Source organism: Acidipila sp. EB88 (genome assembly GCF_003858395.1).
GTDB lineage: Bacteria > Acidobacteriota > Terriglobia > Terriglobales > Acidobacteriaceae > EB88.
Genome location: NZ_QWEV01000005.1, coordinates 3812555 through 3831995, shown reverse-complemented (window position 1 = coordinate 3831995; position 19441 = coordinate 3812555). Strand labels below are relative to the sequence as shown.

Annotated in this window: 13 protein-coding genes; 3 read left to right on the top strand and 10 right to left on the bottom strand. The window is 61.9% G+C overall.

The window, feature by feature from the left end; translation table 11 throughout:
- Window positions 1-158: 158 nt before the first annotated feature.
- The 3 genes from D1Y84_RS16100 to D1Y84_RS16090 all read right to left on the bottom strand — a co-directional run bounded on the left by D1Y84_RS16100 (window position 159) and on the right by D1Y84_RS16090 (window position 5324).
- Entirely contained in the window at window positions 159-3125 is a 2967-nt protein-coding gene (locus D1Y84_RS16100; protein WP_124849595.1) for an FG-GAP-like repeat-containing protein, read from the bottom strand.
- Window positions 3126-3696: 571 nt separating this feature from the next.
- Window positions 3697-4269 carry a cytochrome b gene (locus tag D1Y84_RS16095; RefSeq protein WP_124849594.1) on the bottom strand — a complete coding sequence of 191 codons (573 nt, stop codon included), beginning with the start codon at window positions 4267-4269 and terminating at the stop codon, window positions 3697-3699.
- A complete protein-coding gene (locus D1Y84_RS16090; protein WP_199726430.1) occupies window positions 4266-5324 on the bottom strand; it encodes a catalase family peroxidase in 1059 nt (352 codons plus the stop codon). Before D1Y84_RS16090 ends, D1Y84_RS16095 begins: the two co-directional genes overlap by 4 nt.
- A gap of 434 nt (window positions 5325-5758) precedes the next feature.
- On the opposite strand from D1Y84_RS16090, the gene D1Y84_RS16085 reads away from it, so the two are divergent.
- Entirely contained in the window at window positions 5759-6751 is a 993-nt protein-coding gene (locus D1Y84_RS16085; RefSeq protein ID WP_233581481.1) for a YncE family protein, read from the top strand.
- Window positions 6752-7238: 487 nt separating this feature from the next.
- Window positions 7239-7766: a heme-binding protein gene (locus D1Y84_RS16080; protein ID WP_158615521.1), complete on the top strand. Its 528-nt coding sequence runs from the start codon at window positions 7239-7241 to the stop codon at window positions 7764-7766.
- Between the two features lie 147 nt (window positions 7767-7913).
- On the opposite strand, the gene D1Y84_RS16075 is transcribed toward D1Y84_RS16080, so the two are convergent.
- The 6 genes from D1Y84_RS16075 to D1Y84_RS16050 form a co-directional block, all read right to left on the bottom strand.
- Window positions 7914-11039, bottom strand: a complete 3126-nt coding sequence (locus D1Y84_RS16075) for an efflux RND transporter permease subunit (RefSeq protein ID WP_370245814.1) — start codon at window positions 11037-11039, stop codon at window positions 7914-7916.
- 2 nt (window positions 11040-11041) lie between these two features.
- Window positions 11042-12340 (bottom strand): efflux RND transporter periplasmic adaptor subunit, encoded by a 1299-nt coding sequence (locus tag D1Y84_RS16070; protein WP_124849590.1) that lies wholly within the window; start codon window positions 12338-12340, stop codon window positions 11042-11044.
- Window positions 12337-13674: a TolC family protein gene (locus D1Y84_RS16065; RefSeq protein ID WP_124849589.1), complete on the bottom strand. Its 1338-nt coding sequence runs from the start codon at window positions 13672-13674 to the stop codon at window positions 12337-12339. Before D1Y84_RS16065 ends, D1Y84_RS16070 begins: the two co-directional genes overlap by 4 nt.
- Window positions 13675-13682: 8 nt before the next feature.
- Window positions 13683-14702, bottom strand: coding sequence for a YncE family protein (locus D1Y84_RS16060; RefSeq protein WP_233581480.1), 1020 nt, complete (start codon window positions 14700-14702; stop codon window positions 13683-13685).
- A gap of 128 nt (window positions 14703-14830) precedes the next feature.
- Window positions 14831-16258: a cell wall metabolism sensor histidine kinase WalK gene (locus tag D1Y84_RS16055; RefSeq protein WP_233581479.1), complete on the bottom strand. Its 1428-nt coding sequence runs from the start codon at window positions 16256-16258 to the stop codon at window positions 14831-14833.
- Window positions 16255-16932 (bottom strand): response regulator transcription factor, encoded by a 678-nt coding sequence (locus D1Y84_RS16050; protein WP_124849588.1) that lies wholly within the window; start codon window positions 16930-16932, stop codon window positions 16255-16257. Before D1Y84_RS16050 ends, D1Y84_RS16055 begins: the two co-directional genes overlap by 4 nt.
- A 64-nt stretch (window positions 16933-16996) precedes the next feature.
- On the opposite strand from D1Y84_RS16050, the gene D1Y84_RS16045 reads away from it, so the two are divergent.
- Window positions 16997-17416 carry an EamA family transporter gene (locus D1Y84_RS16045; protein ID WP_124849587.1) on the top strand — a complete coding sequence of 140 codons (420 nt, stop codon included), beginning with the start codon at window positions 16997-16999 and terminating at the stop codon, window positions 17414-17416.
- A gap of 121 nt (window positions 17417-17537) precedes the next feature.
- Here the strand turns inward: D1Y84_RS16045 and D1Y84_RS16040 are convergent, their stop codons facing one another.
- Window positions 17538-19184, bottom strand: a complete 1647-nt coding sequence (locus D1Y84_RS16040; protein WP_124849586.1) for an EAL domain-containing protein — start codon at window positions 19182-19184, stop codon at window positions 17538-17540.
- Window positions 19185-19441: the final 257 nt, after the last annotated feature.

Here is a 19441-nt window from a genome sequence, read left to right as displayed (position 1 = left end):
TGGTGCGGCTGGCGAAGCTCACGGCTTGGCTGCTTCGGCCGTATGTCGCCGAGATCGCAGACGCGAGCAGGACGCGTTCCTGAACCGCGGCGCACTGACACACGCACGAGGGTTGCGATGCTGAGACATGCCGTGTGCGCGGCATGTCTCAGCGTCCATTACTGCTGTTGAAGGAAGCCGCTTAACAGCGTGGAGCTGCCGTGCGGGTCGGTGGACAGGAGATACAGCTTGTTGCTCCCCACGGCGTAGCCAACGAAGGTTTTCGGGCTGTCTGAAGGAAGGCCGCTGCTTTGCACTGTGAAGCTGTAGCGTCCGCTGGGGTCGGGACCTCCAAGTTGCGCGGCGAAGTTAAGTGTTGCGGCAACCGTGCCGGCAGAGTTTTCAACCACGCTGCCGCTGCCGCTATAGCCCGGGTAGCCGTTGATGGTGAAGCCGGCGGGGGAGACGACCACCGAGCCCAACAACGAGACGGCACCGGAGGCGTGGCCAGCCGACTGGCAGGCCGCTGGCTGGCAACCTGTTTGCCCTTCGAGCGCAAGTGTAAATCCGGCACTGTTCAGCGTTGGGTTGGTGGAGGTGACGAGCTCGGCCGTTCCCTCGCCACCGATGCCCTGCGGGCCATAGGGCAGCAGGGTCAGCGTGTGGGCGACGCCCTTGGTATCAAAATCGCCGAGGGTCATGAAGAAGTCCAGGAGCAATCCCTGGGCATTGCGAACGTGCAGTGTGCCGCCATCCGGGTTCAAAACGGAGTAACTCCCAGTAATGGCTGACTGCGCAACCGAGAGCGAGGGAGCGTTGATGTCTTCCTCACCGGTGAGACCGCCGGCGCCGTCTGCTTTCAGCACGCCAACAACAGCACCATCCTGCGCGACCCCTGCAATGGTGGCGGATAGGCGGGAACGGAAGGCGTAAGTTCCTGCAAGGCTGCCCTGCTGTGGCCCTGCAGGGGTCACGGTGATCTGGCTGGAGCCCGTTGCTGACAAGAAGGGCAGGTTGTCAGCGAGCTGCGCAAAGATGGCGTAGGAGCCAGCAGGAAGGCCCGTGGTGGTGAGACGCGCTACACCATTGGTGACAGTGGCGGACAACTTGATGCCCGGCCCGGCAGCTGGGCCGCCGCTGTAGGTGACAACCTGCCCATTCTCGGAGTAGCCGTCAGGCGTGGTGGAGGGCGTGATGGTGGCAGACAGCGTAACCGCCTGGCCGGCTGCCACACTTTGCGGGGAGACTGAAAGGGTAACGGTGGGATCAACCGTCTGCCCGGTGACCGCGATGGTCGGCGAGATGCTGGGCAGGTAGTTGCTGTTAGCCGTGGTGAAGGCCGCAGTCAAGGGCAGGGTAGTACCGGCAGGCATCTGCACATTGTTAATGGTCACGGAAGCCTGCTGGTAGCCGGAGCGATTCAGCAGCACCAGTCCTCCTGCCTGGGAGTAAAGAATATCGGGGCGTCCATCACCATTCAGATCCCCATTGAGGCTGGGGGACATGGGCACTTGCTCGCCAGGAGCGAACACGGAGAGGATGGTGTCCGAGGTGCCGTTAGTTGGTTGGATCAGGATCTGCGGTTTGAGCGCATTGCTGGAGACGTCAGGAACGGTGCCCACCAACAGGATGTCGGAAAGCCCGTCACCATTGACATCCAGAGTGTCGAGGGAATAAATGCCTTCGCCTCCCGCGTCATAGGTGAAGCCAAAAATGCGCCCCGGGCTGAATCCGCCATGGCCATCTCCGTTAAGCGCCTGACCATAACTCCCTGATCCGCTACTGGCCAGCAGGGCCAGGTCTGCGATGCCATCGCCGTTAAAGTCACCCAGCGCAATCAGTCCAGGTGTGAAGCCGGCAAGGGTGTCTGGCATGGGGATGATGCTGGCTGCGAAGTTGCCATCGCCCTTGCTGAGGTAGGTGGAGAAGATGGGCTGCTGGCTACCCTGCACGTAGCTCGTGCAGACAAAGTCGGCCTTGCCGTCGCCGTTGTAGTCGGCTGCGTAGATGAGGGGGTTAGACGGCAGCAGGTTGGGCGATGCAAAGGTGGTGGGGTAGCTCAATTGAAAGCTGCCATCGACCCGCTGGAGCGCCACGGCGAGCGCCGGTGTCGCGGTGCTCCCCACATAGACGAGCAGATCTGGAAGGCCGTCGCCGTTGTAGTCTGCGACAACTAACGAGGCCATGCCGGTGCCCACAGTGAGGGCCACGTCGATGGGGCTGCTGCTTTGGAAGGTGCCATCGCCCCGACCCGTGGCGAAATGCAGCTGGTAGTTGTTGGTCAGCTTTTCCAGGGTCACGAGATCCGCGTGGCCATCGCTGTTCCAGTCCGCAGTGGCAAGGGCCACGCAGGAGGTTGCGCACAGCCCCGGCACCTTGTTGGCGGCAGTCGGGGAAACAAAGGTGCCGTCACCATTGCCGGCGGAAAAGGAGACGGAGGCCTCTGTGGTATCAGTGAGCGCCAGGTCCGGTACGCCGTCTTCGTTGAAGTCCGCCAGTACTCGCCCTGAGCCGCTGACTACCCTGGTGCCGCGCTCGAGCGCGTCCGAAGCCGGCGAGCCTGAGGTGACGCTTTGCGAGACCACGGGGAACTTGCCGGATGGCGTCGCGGCAGTGATGGCCACGGTACCGCCGGGGAATGGCTGCCCCGGAGGAGTAGATACAGTCGATTGCAATGTGTAGACCGACTCAGTAAATGTGCCTTGTGGCGTGAGGCTGACGCTGGTGGCGAGATGCGTGGTGGCAGCACTGACCGCAACACGGACGAGAGAAGAGCTACTGGTTGCCGCAGTGGTGGTGCCGAGGAAGCGGGCGACCAGGCTGTGCGTGCCTGCGCCGAGCCGCAGCTTGAGCCTGGCCTGCGACGCGGTGGTGAGTTGTGCGAGCCCGAGGAGGTTGGCACTTGCTGCACTGCAGACGTTGATCTGCGTGGTATCGCAAAAGGCAACCTGCCCCCCCCGCGACGCGGGCAAACCTGTGACAGCGGCGGTAAGCACCACCGGTGCGCCTTGCGCGACACTTGCAGCACTAGGAGTAAGCACGGTTCGGGTAGCGGCGACCTGTGCCCGGAGGCTTGCAGTGAGGGCGGCGCCGACAAAGACCACGGCTACGAACAAACGGAGACGAGACACGAAGGGCAAACCCATGAGGAAACCTCAACATAGCGGCTTGAACAGGTAGGGAAGGTAGAGACTGCGCGAGCACAAACGCTTTTCGGACCAGAAAAGGCAGGTGTAAGTATGGTGGCTCGATCCCTGCCGTACGGCTGTAACTTCTATCCATGCATAGGCCTTGCCCAGCGTGTGGATGGATGGCAGCTACCCCTAGGCAGCTATCCGTAAGTCGTTGGCTGGGGTCGATGCGCACACTGCCCGTGCACCCGGGGCCCTCAAAGCGCGGTCAGCTCTGTATTCCCTGTGCGAGCTGTGCTCACAGCCATCCCCGGACGAGACAGGCGACTATCGTGTGAACGAGCAGGACGCCTCTCTTTCTGGCTTAGCCACTTAGTGACTGCGGACTCTTACCAGCTCGGGAAGAGATAGACGCCTCTTACACGGGCTGTAGGTGCGACGAATGAGACCAGGGCAGCCATCATACCCCAACGCACCATGAAGGTACGACGCGACACGATGCGGTAGGCATGCGCGGTCGCCTCGGGCACTCTGGTGCAGATTCTGACTGGGACAAAGCGCCTGCATGTCGCGCGGCGGGGTGCCCTCACAGGTTCTTTGCTTCAACTTCCTGGGTCTGCCGGCTTGCCAGTATCGGGGCCATGGTTTCAAACACGCCATCTTTGCGTACAAACTTATGAAAGAGCAGGGCGGCCGCATGCATCAGGATCAATGCATAGAAGGCAAGGCCGAGACACATGTGCGCCCGGCGTAGCCAGGCGTACTCCTGGGCATCGACTGGCAAAATCGGCACGAGATGAACGTTGCCGAACAGCAGCACCGGATGCGAGGCCGCGGACAGCATGGCCCACCCGATGAGCGGCATGGCGATCATCAAGGCGTAGAAGAGATATTGCGAAAGATCGGCAGCGAGCCGCATGGGCGCAGGCATATCCGGCGGCAGGGATGGAGCGCCGTACACAAAGCGCAGGGAAAGCCGGGCAAGTGCGAGCACGAGAATCGCGATCCCAAGCGGCTTGTGGATCTGGATCAGGACCAAGTACCGGGGAGCAATGGTCGAGACCATGCCGACACCGATGAACAGCATGGAAAGAATACAGACGGCCATGAACCAGTGCAGAAATCGCTGGGGTGCAGCGAAGCGCCGGGGGGCGGTCATTGCCGGGCTCCAGCCGCCGTGTGCGGGTAGTCCTTCTGTTCTGCCATACGGCGGTCGAACGACACGCGATAGGCCGCGGAGCGGGCCGCAGGGAAGCCGTCGTCGGAGGTGCTCATCCCGGAGGGAAGCACCGCAGGGTCGAAGTTGATGTCACGACACGGACCATCGGCCTCTGCTTCGATCTGCTGTGCTGTGAGCGTTCCAACATCCACGGTTCGGCGATTGGCCGGCCACGGCTTTGTGGGGTCCGCGGTGGGGTCTCCCGCGTCTGCAACCGCGACCACCAACTCCCAATGCTGAGGGGCTGCGTCGACCCGCTGGACGATGTCCTGTTGCAGGAAGTCAGGAGCGCGCTTGGACAATTCGTCGGGAGGCAGGATGACGGGTTTGTTCGCTGGGAGCAACGACCAGCGAACAACGCGCTTCGTTCCCGCTGCGTCCGCAAAGACGAAGGAGTTCAGGCTATTGAATCGATCCTCGGTCCAGCTCTCTGTACGCGGGTGACTCTTTGCCCATCCGACAAAGCGGAGCGTCTCTGGGTGGGCACCGAGATAGCGCTTGATCGCGTTGGGGTCCTTATCAGCAGCGGCGCTGATGAAGTGGAAGAATGCGTCGGGCGTCGCAGCCGCGAAGGCAGGTGCATCAATCATTGCGCTGCGCCACTCCTGGCCGTCCGGCGTAGTGATGCGGAAGCTGAAGCCACGCACTTGTGCCATGGCATCGGGCATGCGTGGATCGCCGCCGGCAAGGTTCAGGCGGCCTACCACGGGGTAGCTGCCCTGCGTGAACACCATGGCTTTCGAGAGAGCGCTACCGGCGCCATTGGCGGTGAACGTTCCGGTGAAGCATATCCCCTTGATGTGATTGCGGCGATGCCCCAGCGCCGGACCGGCGGGAGGCTGCAACGCCGTGACCACCCTCTGCGGGGTGATGCGGTGCGGCGACAACCAACCCGCGGTGTACGCAAATGCTGTAGCAGCCACGGCCACCACCGCCGCGATGCCAAGCAATGGACCTGTCGGTAACGTGGTACGCCCCGCGCGCGTGAGACTCAAAAAAACCTCCGAGAGACTGTGGTCGTTTACAAGGTGCGTCGCAATGTTGCGCACCGATCGTCCTCGCCGTGCCGGAAGCGAGTAAGCAGGGCCTGTCCAGCGACTCGACCAACACCATAGATGATGGTGTTCAGTCGCGCAACCACCATTCCGCAACGCCGGCGTGAGACTGGATCCCCTGTGTATCGATGATGAAGCGCAACCGTGAACGGCGCGAGCCGTTTCGTCGCGCGCAGTGCGGCTCCACGAGTGCTCTGCTCCGCCTCAGCCGTGACAATGACCGTTTGCCTTACAGATTGCAGTCTACGGCAAGGACGCGTTCTGTTCTTTTCTGTTCCTCCGCGCCCAAAGCCGGCGTCTACTCAAGTACAGGAGATTGATCGATGCGTTCAAGGATGCCGCGTAGCTTGCTGGCGGGTTTAGCTTCAGCAATCGTGTTGTTAGCCGTTCCGCAAATTCGAGCCCAGGCCGCAGCGCACCCGGTGTTGCTGGCACTCTCGAAGTCGGACCATACGCTGGCCATTGTCGATCCGGCAACGCTCAAAGTCATCACCAGGATGCCCGTTGGGCCGGATCCCCACGAAGTGATAGCGTCTGCGGATGGAAAACGCGCCTGGGTTTCCAACATGCTCAACAGCCAGGGCCACGAGCTGGATGTGCTCGACCTGATGAACCACAAGGCACTGCCCAGCATCGATACCGCGCCCATGCTCGGCTTGCATGGACTGGACTTCCAGGGCGGCAAGGTCTGGTTCACGGCCCAGGGCGCCAAGGCGATCGGACGCCTGGACCCCGCGACCGGCAGGACGGAGTGGATCATGGGCACCGGGCAGGATTTCACCCATCTCATCCGCGTCAAGCCTGACGGCCAGACCATCTTCGTTTCCAACGCGCATTCGGCCAGCGTCAGCATCCTCGAAAACCGCGTGGTGCCTCCGAACCCGATGCATCCCGGACCACCCGGCCCCCCACAGCGCGACTGGACCGTCACCACCATTCCGACCTCGTGGGGTACCGAGGGCTTCGACGTATCGCCGGACTGGAAGGAGTTGTGGACCGCCGCGGCGAGTGACGGCAAGCTCTGGATCATCGACACTGCGCACCGCCGGGTAGCGGCATCGATCGATGCAAAGCTCAATGGCGCCAATCGCCTCAAGTTCACGCCCGATGGCAAACGCGTGCTGATCTCCATCCTCTCAACCGGCGACCTGTTTGTGTACGACGTGGCGTCGCGCAAACAAGTCAAGCGGGTAAGCCTGGGGAAAGGCTGCGCCGGCATACTGCTCGATCCCGACGGCTCACGCGCGTTCGTGGGCTGCACCGCGGCGAACTACGTGGCGGTCGTGGATTTAAAGACATTGACCGTGACGAGCCACCTGGACGTAGGCGGCGGACCCGATGGTCTTACCTGGGCGAAGCGTCCTTGATGAAAAGAGCGGTGTTGTTTAGGAGGTCGTTGTGAGAAGGCGAGACTTCATGGCGGGGAGCCTAGCGGCTATCTCCGCTACAGCGACGTCGTCGGGCACCAGGCTGGGCGCCGTTTCTGCTCCCCACCTTTCAATGACCGAGCAGCCTGGACACTTTCTGCTGTCACTCGTGCGTTATGCGCGGCCCCTCGCAGGAAAGCTGCCCGGAGACCAGTAAGGGGACGCCGACGTATTATCATCAGGCCGGAGTGGCGAGAAGCGCATTTCACGCGAACTGCACTCAGAAGGCGGAGACGGGGACGCCCTCCGCCTCTGTGCGCCTTGCAGGAGGCCAACATAAGCTTCAGACATCCAACACATGACTGATGCCGGACTCATCAGCGAGTCAGGTCTTCGCTTTGTGGTGTGTCGTCGGCTTCGCGCCCCAACCGGCAGCCTCGCATACTCTCTTCAGCCTCGGTTAAGCTTGGCCGCATACGATGCGGGTATGGCTCCTGCTACGAAGAAGTATCTGAAGGGGCTCTGTCTCAGCCTCCTGTCGCTCACCGCCCTGCACACTGTTCGGGCGGCAAGCCTTACGGTCACAGCGCAATTGATCAGCGAGGCGGGTGCTCGCCAGGCCGTGGATACTGCCGAGCGGCAAGCTGTGGCGTTGCACGCGCCGTGCGCCGTCGCCGTGGTGGACAGGAGCGGGATACTGGTCGCTTTTTTGAAGATGGATGGCGTACGCGATGGCAGTCCCGAGCTTGCGATCGGCAAGGCGAGAACATCTGCACTTCTGCAGCGCCCCAGTGGAGAGACCGAAACCAATGTCAATCAGGGCCGCATCGCATTTGTGACCGCCGGCTTCATGACCCTGCGCGGCGCCGTTCCACTTATGAGTGGCCACGAGGTTGTTGGAGCGATCGGCGTCGCCGGCCTGAACAAGGACACAGATGTGACTATCGCGGAATCAGCAGCGGCCGCATTTGCCGCCGCTGCCACGCACACGGAACCTGCAGGGCCCCCACGCTAGCTACCAGCAGCCCACCACATTTGCAGTCAAACGCAGGCGGAACGAAGCATCTCCGCCGTTAGTACAGGCGGCCTGCTCCCGCCGTGCAAGTGCGCCTTTTATACATCAGACTTCCGTGCTCTACCTGTGTCGCCCCACCGTCTACGTCTAGGACAAGCGTGGCGCGACAGGCGCGGTTCTTGGCTGCCTGCGCGTCCACTGGTAGTACAACGCCGGCGTGAGCAACAGGCTTGTCGGCACCGAGAACAACAAGCCACCGACCACGGCAATTGCGAGCGGCTGCAGCATCTGCGAGCCGGCGCCTATGCCGAGCGCAAGGGGAGCCATGCCGCACATCGCCGCGACTGCGGTTGCGAGGATGGGCCGCAAGCGCCGTCGTGCGGCTTGGACGATGGCATCGCGGGGCGACAGTGCTTCCTCACGGGCGCGCTCGTCCGCATCAAGCAGCAGGATACCGTTCTTGGCTGCGATGCCGATCACCATGATGAGGCCCATAAAGCTGGCCACGTTGAAGTCAGTACCGGTAACGGCCAGTGCGAACAAGACGCCGGTGATCGAGAGCACGGAGCTGACGAGTATGGCAGACGGAGCGGCAAAGTTGCGGAACTCTGTGAGCAGCACACCAAACACAAGGGCAAGCGCGAGAAGAAGCACCCGGGCAAGGTCGGAGAAGGATCGCTGCTGCTCCTGGTATGTGCCGCCGAACTCGACTCGTACCGAGGCGGGGAGATGCATGCCGGCGATTGCAGCCTTGACCTTTGCCATGGCGCCACCGAGGTCCGAACCTTCAAGGCGACCGCTGACGAGGTCAACCTGTTCTAGATTCTCGCGGCGGATTTCATTCTGCGGCGGCAGTTCACTGATCTGAGCAAGATCGCCAAGGCTGGCGGTATGGCCGGCCACGGACCTGAAGAGAGTGTTCCGGATCGCGTCGAGTGAAGCACGGTGCTCACTGCCCAGTCGCACGCGGATAGTGTAAGGGCGCCCGTCCATGATCAGCGGCGCGTTGGTCGGCAGGCCGTCCAGAAGGGAGGTGGCATCTTCCGCGACCTCCTGCGGCGTGAAGCCAAGCCGGCCCGCAATCGATGGGTCCACCTGGAAGTACGTAGCGGGTCCGCTGAGCGTGTTGTCAATGCCGTTCTGCGTGTCCACCACGCCCGGGATAGCTGCTATCGCCTCCTTCACCCTCGGAGCGAGTGTGTGGAGCAGTACTGTGTCGTTCGAGAAAAGCTTGATCTGGATGGGCTCGGGTGAGTTCGAGAGATCGCCAATCATGTCTTCCAGCACCTGCACAAACTCCACATCGAGCTGTGGCGCTTGCCCGTTGATCTTTGCGCGCAGGTCGCTGCTGATCTGTTTGAAGCTGCGGCGATGGCCTGGTTTCAGGCGTACAGAGATGTCGCCGGTGTTGGCTTCGGTGACTGCCGCGAGGCCGAGTTGCAGACCGGTGCGTCGGGTCGTGATCAGGACGTCCGGATCCCCATGCAGCACACGATCCACCTTGTCGAGGACCGCGGTCGTGGTAGCGATGGAGCTGCCTGCGGGCATGATGTAGTCGATCACAAAAGCGCCCTCATCCATCGCCGGCAGCAGGTTGGAACCGAGCCGCCCGTACGCAAAGTAGCCAGATACCAACAGCAGCGCGGCGATAGCCAGGATGGCCAAGGAGCGATCCAGAAGCCGCTCAAGCAGCCAGCCATGCACGCGAAGAGTGCGTCGCATGATCGCGCCGTGCGTCTCGGTTCGCACGCCTGTTGCCATGCGAGCCCCAGACTCGTGCAGAAGCACGAGCGAAAGTGCCGGTGTGAAGCTCAGCGCAAGCAGGAGCGAGGTGAGCAGGGCAGTGCCCATGGTCATGGCGAGCGCGCGAAAGAAGCTGCCGGTAACGCCCGTGACACCGATGAGAGGAAGAAAGATAACGATGGGCGTGATGGTCGAACCGATCAGCGGAACCATGATTTCGCGCAACGCAAGACGAACGGCTTCGACCCGGGACTCACCTTCATCACGGTGCACCACGATGTTTTCCACGACAACGATTGCATCATCAATGACGAGACCAATGGCTGCGGCGAGGCCTCCCAGGGTCATGAGGTTGAAGCTCTGCCCGATCGCCCAAAGGAAAAGCACGGTAATAGCCACGGTTACAGGAATGACCATGCCCGCGACCATGGAGGCGGCCCAGTCACCGAGGAAGAGCCAGAGGACTACGCAGGCCAGCAGGAGGCCGGCGAGGATCGCATCGCGGACGCTGGCGATACTTTCGTGGACCAGTTCAGACTGATCGTAGAATGCCGTGAGGTGAACGCCTGCAGGTAGCGTCCTGCTCAGGGAGTCGACCTGCGTGGCCACCGAGCCAGCTACCGCCACGGCGTTGCTGGAAGGCTGCCGCGTGATGTTGAGCAGCACGGCTGGCCGTGCATCTGCGGCCACGGCCGTGTACGCAGGAAGCGTTCCTGAAGCGACCGTGGCTACGTCGGCCAGGCGAACCGGATTGCCGCCGGCGGTGGTCTTCACGATGAGTTGGCCAAGCCCGTCCGTGTCATGCGCCTGGGCGCCTACCAATCCCAGGATGAGCTGGTGATCGGCTTCATACAATCCAGGAGAGTCGATGATGTTGGAGCTCTGCACAGAGTTCACGATGTCCGGAACGGTGGCGCCGGTAATCTGCAATTTGCCGAGATCGGGGATGATGTGGAACTCCGGGACCTGGCCACCTTGCACGCTCACTGTGCTGACGCCCGGGACACGGCTCAACGATGGCTTCAACTGATAGGTGGCCATCTGCCACAAAGCTGTCTGGGAGACGCTGGCTCCTCCGCGCTCGTCCGCGGTGAGCGCATAGGCAACGATAGGGAATGTGGCAAACGTCAGCCGGTTCGTTGTGATCTTCGCAGTAATGGGCAGTTCAGACTGCACCTTGGACAGCGCGGCATCGGTGAGTTGAAGGGTTTGGAACATGTCCACATTCCAGTCAAAGAAAAGGCTGACCTCTGCGGAGCCCCTGCTCGTAGTGCTGCGTACCGTCTTCAGTCCGGGCACGGTGTTGACGGCTTCTTCAATGGGCCTGGTGATTGTGACCTGCATCTGCTCGACAGGCATGACGCCGTTATCGATGCCGATCACGATGCGGGGAAAGGTGGTTTCGGGAAAAACAGAGATAGGAACCTGGAAAGCCGCGTAGATGCCGGCGGCCGTGAGCAGGACCAGGCAGAAGAAGAGGGGCTTGGCTGCCTGGATGAGCCAGAACTGCCGGTTGGACGGGGGCGTCATGCTCATCTTTCTGTTCCCGCCGATGGCTTCTCTTCGGACCTGCCTGCAGGGCTGTACGTGACCCTGGTTCCGTCGTCGAGCCCGTAGCCTCCGGATGTGATCACGAGGTCGCCTGCGATAAGTCCGTCGGTGATCTGGGCGTGCTGACCGTCGATAATGCCGACGGTGACATCGCGGCCCTGCGCGGTTCTGTCGGCTGCGATCACCCGCACCATCGATCCGCCACTCTCCGCGGAACGCTGCACCGCATCTTTGGGTACGAGCATCGTCCGCACAAAGGTGCGGCCCTGGATCGTGGCATGCACTGCCGTTCCGACCTTGAGCGTTCCGAGGGGATTCGCAACCTTGAGCCACACTTCAACGGTGGTACTGCCTGGGTCGATAGCCGGACTGATGAGAGCAACGCTCGCGTGCACGGGCTCTACCTCGCCGGGCACCGCGATGGCCGCTTCTGCGTTGAGCGTTATCTGCTGCGCCTGCCCCTGCGGGATGTGTAGTCTCGCGAGCAGAATGGACGTGTCCATTACTGTGACGAGAGCAGAGCCGGCCGCAGCGGTTTCGCCCGCGAAGAGGGGGCGCTCCGTCACCACGCCCGAAATCGGCGTGCGAAGGACAGCATAGCCGAGCGCGGCTTCTGCTCCGAGATACCTGCCCTTGGCGGAGGTGAGTTGCCCTTCCGCGGTTTCGAGTAAGGCAGCCCTGCCGACCCGCCGGAGGGATGCAAGCTTCTGTTGCGCAATACTGACGGCGGCTTTCGCCTGCACCACGGCAGCCGCGGCGGTGTCGACATCGCGGCCGGGAGTGGCGCCTTGCGCGAACAACTCGGTGCGTGCATCGAGCACGCTCTGAGCCAGCGCGAGCGTCGATTGTGCCTGTTCCAGATTGAGGCGAGCCTGGGTCTCCTCCTGCGGTACCTGCTGCTGCGTTGTGGCGGTGTAAGCGCCTTGCGCGGCGGTCAAGCTTCCTTTGGTATCGAGCGCTGCAGCGGCAAGGTCCTGGTGCTCCAGAACAGCAACCACCTGGCCGGCCCTGACCTTCTGTCCGCGTTCCACATAGAACGCCTTCACCGGAGCGGTCACCCGGGCCTGCAGGGCTGCCTGGGCCTGCGGAGCCAGTACCGCGTCGGCGTGGATGATCTCAGTAATCGAGCCTTCGGTCGGGTGCTCTGCCGCTACCGCAACGACCTTGTTCCCGGCATCTGCGGGCGCCGCCTGTTTGCAGCCACTGAGGGGAAGCAGCAAAGCTAACAGCAGGGCTGCAGTCGACCAGCAGCGCAACCCGTACGCAACGTCTTTGATCATGATGGAAGTGTCCCGGTAAGCAGTTGCAGATCTGCGAGGGCTTGCTGATAGCGGAGCGTGCCGTCTGCCTGTGCAATCTCGGCCGCGGTAAGTGTGCCCTCTGCGTCCACAACTTCAAGCACAGTGGACTCACCCGCGGTGTAACGCAGGCGCGTGAGTCTTAGACTTTCGCGTGCCGTGTCTACCGAGACCTGGAGCGACGCGAGCTGTTGTTGCGCCAGCGAAGCCTCGTTGTACGACTCATCCAGTTGTGCAATCAGCGTTCGTTGTGCGGAACTGAGTGCGACACGGGCGGAGTCACGCAGGATCTGTGTCTGCCGGATCCGGTGCTGTGTGGAGAACCAGTCCCAGACCGGTATGTCGAGCGTAGCGGAAGCAGAGTAGCCAAGGTTTCGGACGCCACCCGGACCGTTCACTGCAAACTGCTCCGCATCGATGCCGTAGGTGTAATTAAGCGCAAGATCCGGAAGATAGGCGGCCTGGGCTGACTTGATGTTGAGATTGGCAGAGCGAAGGATTGCAAGTGCGCTCTGGAGCTCGGGGTTGCCGGACTCGGCTGCAGCTTCCACGTCGGCCCTCGTCGGCAAAGTCGCAGGCGCTGGGCTGATCATTTCGTAGGGCGTCCGCGGGTCAGGGAACAGGAGCACCGCGAGCACAACGCGAGCTTTCTCGGCCGCGAGCACAGCGTCGGCCAGGTCGCGCCGGCGTTGCTGCTCGGTGAGTTCGGCCTTGAGCACGTCCGCATGTGCCCCTTCACGCTGGGCCTCACGCTGCACGGTGAGCTTCACAAAGCTAGTGGCTTCATCCGCTGCTCGCTGCTCGACCGCAGCTTTGTCGCGAGCCGTTGTGGCTGTGTAAAAGAGTGCAACCACGGTGGCAGTGAGGCCGCGGCGGCTGATCTCAAGCTCCGCACTTGCTATGGCGGCGGCAGCAGCGGCACGGTTCACTTCGTTCAGCTGCGCAAGCCCGATTGTCTCGCTTACGACCGCCTGGCTCGAATACTCATGCACGGCATTGTTGGCGATGAACCTGGGCGAGGACTGCGAGCCCACAGGACCTGCCTGGTTGTGCGAGCCATTCGCCTGCGTAAAGAGGTAGGCGTTGTGGTAAGTCACCGTGGGCAGCAGCGCCGCCCTAGCGATGGAGCGATCGATCGCGGCGTTGCTGCTGGCAGCCCTCGCTGCGGCGAGCGCCGGTTCGCTGCGGCGGGCGCGCGCGATGGCTTCATCCAGGGTGATCGCGGCGGGAGCAGCAGTGGCCTGCTGTGCGACAAGGTTTTGCCCCGCATACGAGAGGAATGTCAGGGCTGCGAGCAGGATCGAGAAGTGACGCATGCGCGCGCCTATCGACCCACAACCAGCACGACGAAGGAGCCGGCGAGTGGCGTTGGTCGCGCCTTGGGAGTCGCTGGATCAACTGGCGCAAACTTGGCAGTGACGAGATAGACCTTGCCATCACCCGGGTCAAAGCACATGGTCCTTGCGCCCTTCTCTGTGGCGACAGTCTGGAGAACGGGATAGCCTGCCTTCTCGGCATCGACGATAGTTAGCGTGCCTTCGCCGTTCGACGAGAAGGCGAGCTTTCTCTTCGCGTCGTAACCCGCCGCGTCGGGACCGTCGCCGATCGGCGGCGTGGCGAGATTGCTGCCTGTGGTCGCGTCGGTCACTACCATCTTTTCACCGTTGCACACGGAGAAGAGGCGCATGCCAGCCCTGTCGATTGCCATGCCGGATGGAGAACTACAGCCAGCCAGCGGCCAGGTCGCAGTGATCTTCATCGTCTTCGCGTCCAGACGAACAATCTCATTCTTGTCCTCGATATTGACGAAGATGTTGCCCTTTCCATCCGCCTGCGGAAACTCGGGCTTACCCGGCAGTGGGATGGTGCCGACCGGCTTCTTGAGCACTGCGTCGATAGCTGTCACATCGCTGCTGCGGCCGTTGAAGGCCCACACTGTCTTCGTCATCGGCTCATAGGCAATGCCGTCAGGGTTCGTGCCTGCTGGAATGTGTGCAGTGGCAGCCAGGGTCGTCGTCTCAAACGCAACGACCTGGTTCGCACCGCCGTCTGTGATGAAACCGCTTGTACTGCCAGGGATCAGCGCGACGCCGTGGGTCCTGGTCAGGCCCGCAATCTGGCCTACGACTTTGCCGGTGCGTGTGTCCAGCACTTCCACCCTGTCGGTGTGCGTCAGGTACAGACGATGATTTGCCGGGTCTGCGGCAAGGTAGTCCCAGCCACCCGCACCGCCAACTACCCAGCGCTTTTCGACGTGGAACGTCTTCGCGGCCGAGACAGCGCCGCAGCTCACGGCAGCAAACAGCAAGGTGCAAAGAAAGCGAGAAGCAGCACAGCTGCGCATGCATAGTCTCCAGGCAGGGGAAACCTCCTTCCTGCGCTTTTGACTTTGCCATAGGCAACCTTAAGAAAGGCTGAAGCAGCCTGCTGTCCCAATCAGTCGCGAGCGCGCAGGCCACGAAAGCCTGCGCATCAACGGTGTGCACCCTCGTGCTTCGGCAGCCCCGCGATCAGTGTCACAGTGACGAGGGTGCCGTGTTCCCGGGAGCTTTCAATCGAGATCTCGCCTCCGGCTGCTTCTGCGATGGCCTTGCAGATAGACAAGCCGAGCCCCGTCCCGCCAGTGTTTCTTGATCGCGAACGATCCTCCCGGTAGAAGCGTTCAAACACGTGACGCAGGGCTTCCGGCGCGATGCCCGCACCCGCGTCTCCGATCTGGAGCAACACCTTGCCTGTGCGGCCCACCTTCGCGGAGACCGTGACACATTGGCCTATGGAGCTATGCTGCACCGCGTTCACCACCAGGTTCGATACCAGGGTGATCGCTCGCTCGTGCGCAAGCTCAATCCACGTGCCTTGCGGACAATCTGCGGATAAGGCAACATCGCGCGCTTCAGCCAAGGGGCGCAGTTGTGCAAGTGCCTCGGCAATCAACCCGCTTAACTCGACAGTCGCTTCGCAGGAGGTAGACTCCGCTTCTGCGCTGGCGAGTTGCAGCATTTGCGCAACCAGTGCTTCCACACGGGTGTTGTCTTCGAGGATCCGCTCGAGCCCGGCAACGTACTCGTCGGCCGTTCGCCGCCGCAACATCAGCAACTGCACCGACGAGCGGACCACCGCGATGGCTGTCTTGAGCTCGTGTGCAGCATCCGCAACAAATCGTTGCTCCCTGGCAAACGCTTCACGAAGCCGGAACACCGTATCGTTCAGCGCCTCGGCCAGTGGACGCAACTCAAGCACCTGCATGACGCCGGCAGGTGCTGTGAACACCAGCGCTGGTGGTGAGAGCTGGGCGGCAGCATCAGCAAGCTCCGTCAGTGGCCGCAGCGCCCTCTTGAGAAGCATTGCGACGAACAACATGCTCCCCGTGGTGGCCAATGCGATGGCAAGCAGGTAGAACCGCGCCGCTTCCAGGACCTCGTGCCAGAGTTGTCCTTCGGGTGAGGCGTACAGGATTGTGACCGGCCGCTGCAGTCCCTTCCCGTTGCTCTCTGCACGGTCGATCACCCGCAGTGCTTCCCGCTCCAGGATGCGATAGGTGCTTCGGCCAGATTGCGCGTCGCGGTACTGATCACCATGCCTGCTGATCAACGCAGGAGGCGCCCCGGGAGAGCTACCCAGCAGTCGACCGCCCTGGTTATAGACGGCATACACGTCGTCGTTCGGCAACCGCAGTTCCGACGGGTCGATCAGCACATTATCGTTCGGGTCTTCCGCATCCTGGATGGCTCCCAGCAGGGAATCGGAGCGGCCCTGGAGCCTGACGTCAAAGGCGTGCAGACGTACCTGGCGCTCATGGAGCAGCGCTCCTCCTCCGAGCAGCGCCCCGCAGAGCAATTGGGAGACCACCACGATTCCGACACTTTGCCGAACGAGCGAGCGGCTACGCAGAAGCGTCACGCCCTGCCTACCAGCCGGTAGCCCCGTCCGCGCAGGGTTTCCAGCACCTCGGCTTCAGTCGCTGCGCGGAGCTTTTTGCGGAGATTGGAAACGTGCGCTTCGATCACGTTGGAGTGATGCTCCCAGGTGAAGTCATAGAGATGCTCGAGCAGTTCCCGCTTGGAAATCACCAAGCGGGGGCGGAACATCAGGTACTCAAGAATTCTGTACTCGATGGGCGACAGCTCGATCTTGCGGCCGCCATGCGACACACTCTGCTCGCCCGTATGCACCTCGAGATCGCCGAATCGAAGAAGAGGTTCGCTCACTCCTTTGCCGCGCCGAATCAACGCGCGAGCACGCGCAATAAGCTCCCCAAGGTCGAAGGGCTTGGTCATGTAATCGTCCGCGCCTGCATTCAACAGGTGGATAGTGTTCCCGGTCTCACTCACAGCCGTGAGCACAAGCACCGGGGTGCGGTTCCTTGCGGCACGAAGCTGCCGCACCACTTCCGCTCCGCTCAGCCGTGGGATCATCAGGTCAAGTACGATCAGATCGTAGTCGGCCGCCGAGCAGAAGTGAAGCGCATCTTCACCATCACGTGCAATGTCCACCGCGAAACCCGGACCCTCGCGCAGACCATCGGCGATGTTCTCAGCCAGCCGGGTTTCGTCTTCCACTACCAGAACCCGCATCGGGTGGACCTCCTGCAGCGTAAGCTGCATTAAAGCAGAGCAGGAAGGCTCGGGTGCAGACAACATGACATGGTTGCTTTGGGCTGTGCTCTCAGCGATATTCGCAGCCGCTACCGCGCTGCTCGCGAAGCTCGGCGTCGCGAACATCGACCCAAACCTGGCCACCGCGGTGCGCACCACAGTCGTTGTTGTGTTCGCGTGGGTTGTTGCTCTATCGCTCGGTACGCATGGCGGGCTCGCGCATATCGAGCGTCGAAGCTGGTTATTTCTGGTCGCTTCCGGCGTGGCAACCGGGCTTTCATGGCTGTGCTACTTTCGAGCGCTTTCCATGGGCCAGGCTTCCAAGGTCGCACCGATCGACAAGCTCAGCGTGGTCTTCGTCATCATGCTCGCTGCACCCATCCTCGGGGAAGCGATTACCACCCGTAAGCTGATCGGCGGTGCGCTGATCGCGGTGGGCGCCATCGTGCTTGCCTGGGTATGACGATCGCGCTGCGTCGGCATCGCCGTCAATATGGCGCGTGGAGTGCTACCGCGAGACCGGCTTTAGCAGCACTGTGCGTGCAGTGGCGCGGGGCGCTCGGCCGGAGTGGGCTTTTCAAGCTTCAGGATAGTCTCGCCTGGAGTTGTGCCACTCCCAAACTGACAGTCCGCGTACGCTCGAACTGCGCTTTGTACCTGCGCAGCCTGACCAGCTCATCGATGTCTTCAGTGCTGCCGTAGTAGCGGTAAACTTCTCCCGCTTCGTCAAAGACGGCGCTGCCGCGTGAGCGTACCCAGCAGGTTTCACCGCTCTTGAGCACTACTCTCCATTCAATGTCCATGTCTGTCTTGTGCGCAATTGCATCGCGCACGTAGCTGACCACGCGCTCCCGGTCTGCAGCGTAGATCGTCTCCAGGTAGCCGGAGGCTAGGGTGGTTTCTCGGGTGTAGCCGGTGAGCCTTTCCCACTGCACACCCACGTCGAGCACATTGCCGTCGCGATCAAAGATCCACGGTGTCTGGGGATTGCGATCGATCAGGGTGCGGAAACGCTCTTCACTGCTACGCAATGCTGTTTCGTCCTGCTTGCGCAGCGTGATGTCCACCAACGCCATGGAGATGCCGATGACCTCGCCGGCCTCGTCCCTGGCCGGCGAGTACGAGATTAGGATGGTTTGATCAACGTCGCCCGGCACGAGCCCGGGGCGCGTCACTTCAAGGCCGCTCAACGCCTCGCCTGCGAGCGCGCGCTTGAGGTAAGGCTCGTAGAGCGGGAACCAGCGAGGAAAAACGCTCTCCACGGTTTGCCCGATCATGTCGGAGGCGGATGTCTTGTTGATTTCGGCAAAATGCTGGTTGAGGTTCAGGTAGCGCAGGTCGCGGCTCAGCAGGCACAGACCGACTGGTGCGCCGTCGTAGATAGCCTGCAAGTGCGCCACGCGCTGCGTCGGGCTGGCCTCAAGGCTGGCCAGGTGCTGGTCATTGCCGGCGACGGACCACTTCGCGCTAAGCTTGGGCTGCGGTGCGTGCACCACCTCCCCGATCTTTGCCGCCGGCGTGGGCCGGCCATAATGCCACCCTTGGCCCACGTCGCAGCCGAGATACAGCATCAGGCTTGCCTGCTCCTCACACTCGATACCTTCGGCAATAGTGGTGAGATTCAGGCTTTGCCCTAGCCCGACGATGGCCGCAACGATCTTGCGGCTGTCGCGCGAGTGGAGCACATCCGATACGAAGCTCCTGTCAATCTTCAGACCGTTGAAGCCGAGCTTCTGCAGGTGTCGAAGGTTGGAGTAGCCGGTCCCGAAGTCGTCGAGCAGGAGCCGGCAGCCCAGTTCTTTCACGCTGCCGAGATTCTTGCGCGCGCTCTCGAAGTCATCCACCAGGGCGGTCTCCGTGATCTCGATGCTGAGTCGACGCACCGAAAAATTCATCTCCGCAGCCGTGTCCGCAATCAGGCAGCAGAGCCCGGGATCCTTCAACTGCGAAGGCGAGATATTGACGGCGAGGCGCAACGGGTCAGGCAGGTCGGCGCTCGCTCGCAGCGCCTTGCTTAGGACCTGTCGGGTCAGCTCGGCAAGCAGGCCGCTCCGCTCGATCGTCTCAATGAAGGAGTGAGGAAGGATGGAGCCGAGTTCCGGATGCTGCCAGCGAGCCAGCAACTCGAAGCCCAGCAGGCGTCCGCTGCGCAGCTCGCGCAGCGGCTGAAAAAACGGCACTACTTCGCCGCGCTCCAGAACCCCTTCGACGACCTTGCGAGTGATAAGCATGCGCCTCCAAAACAATCCAGCCGTGGCTGCGACGCAGAAGTGGCTTCGCAGCTGAGCCTTGCTGCTCGACCCTTGTAACTCACGAGCTGGAAACAAGTACGACGAGGCAGTTTATCTACGCCGTAAGAAAGCTGCGCGCAATGTTCAATAGCAGACACTTGCCAAGCCGTTGCAGGCGGCTAACATGCCTGCCATGACGTTGGTGGTGACTCTAACTGACGCACTATGCTTTATCAAGTTCCGCTGGTTACATTGGT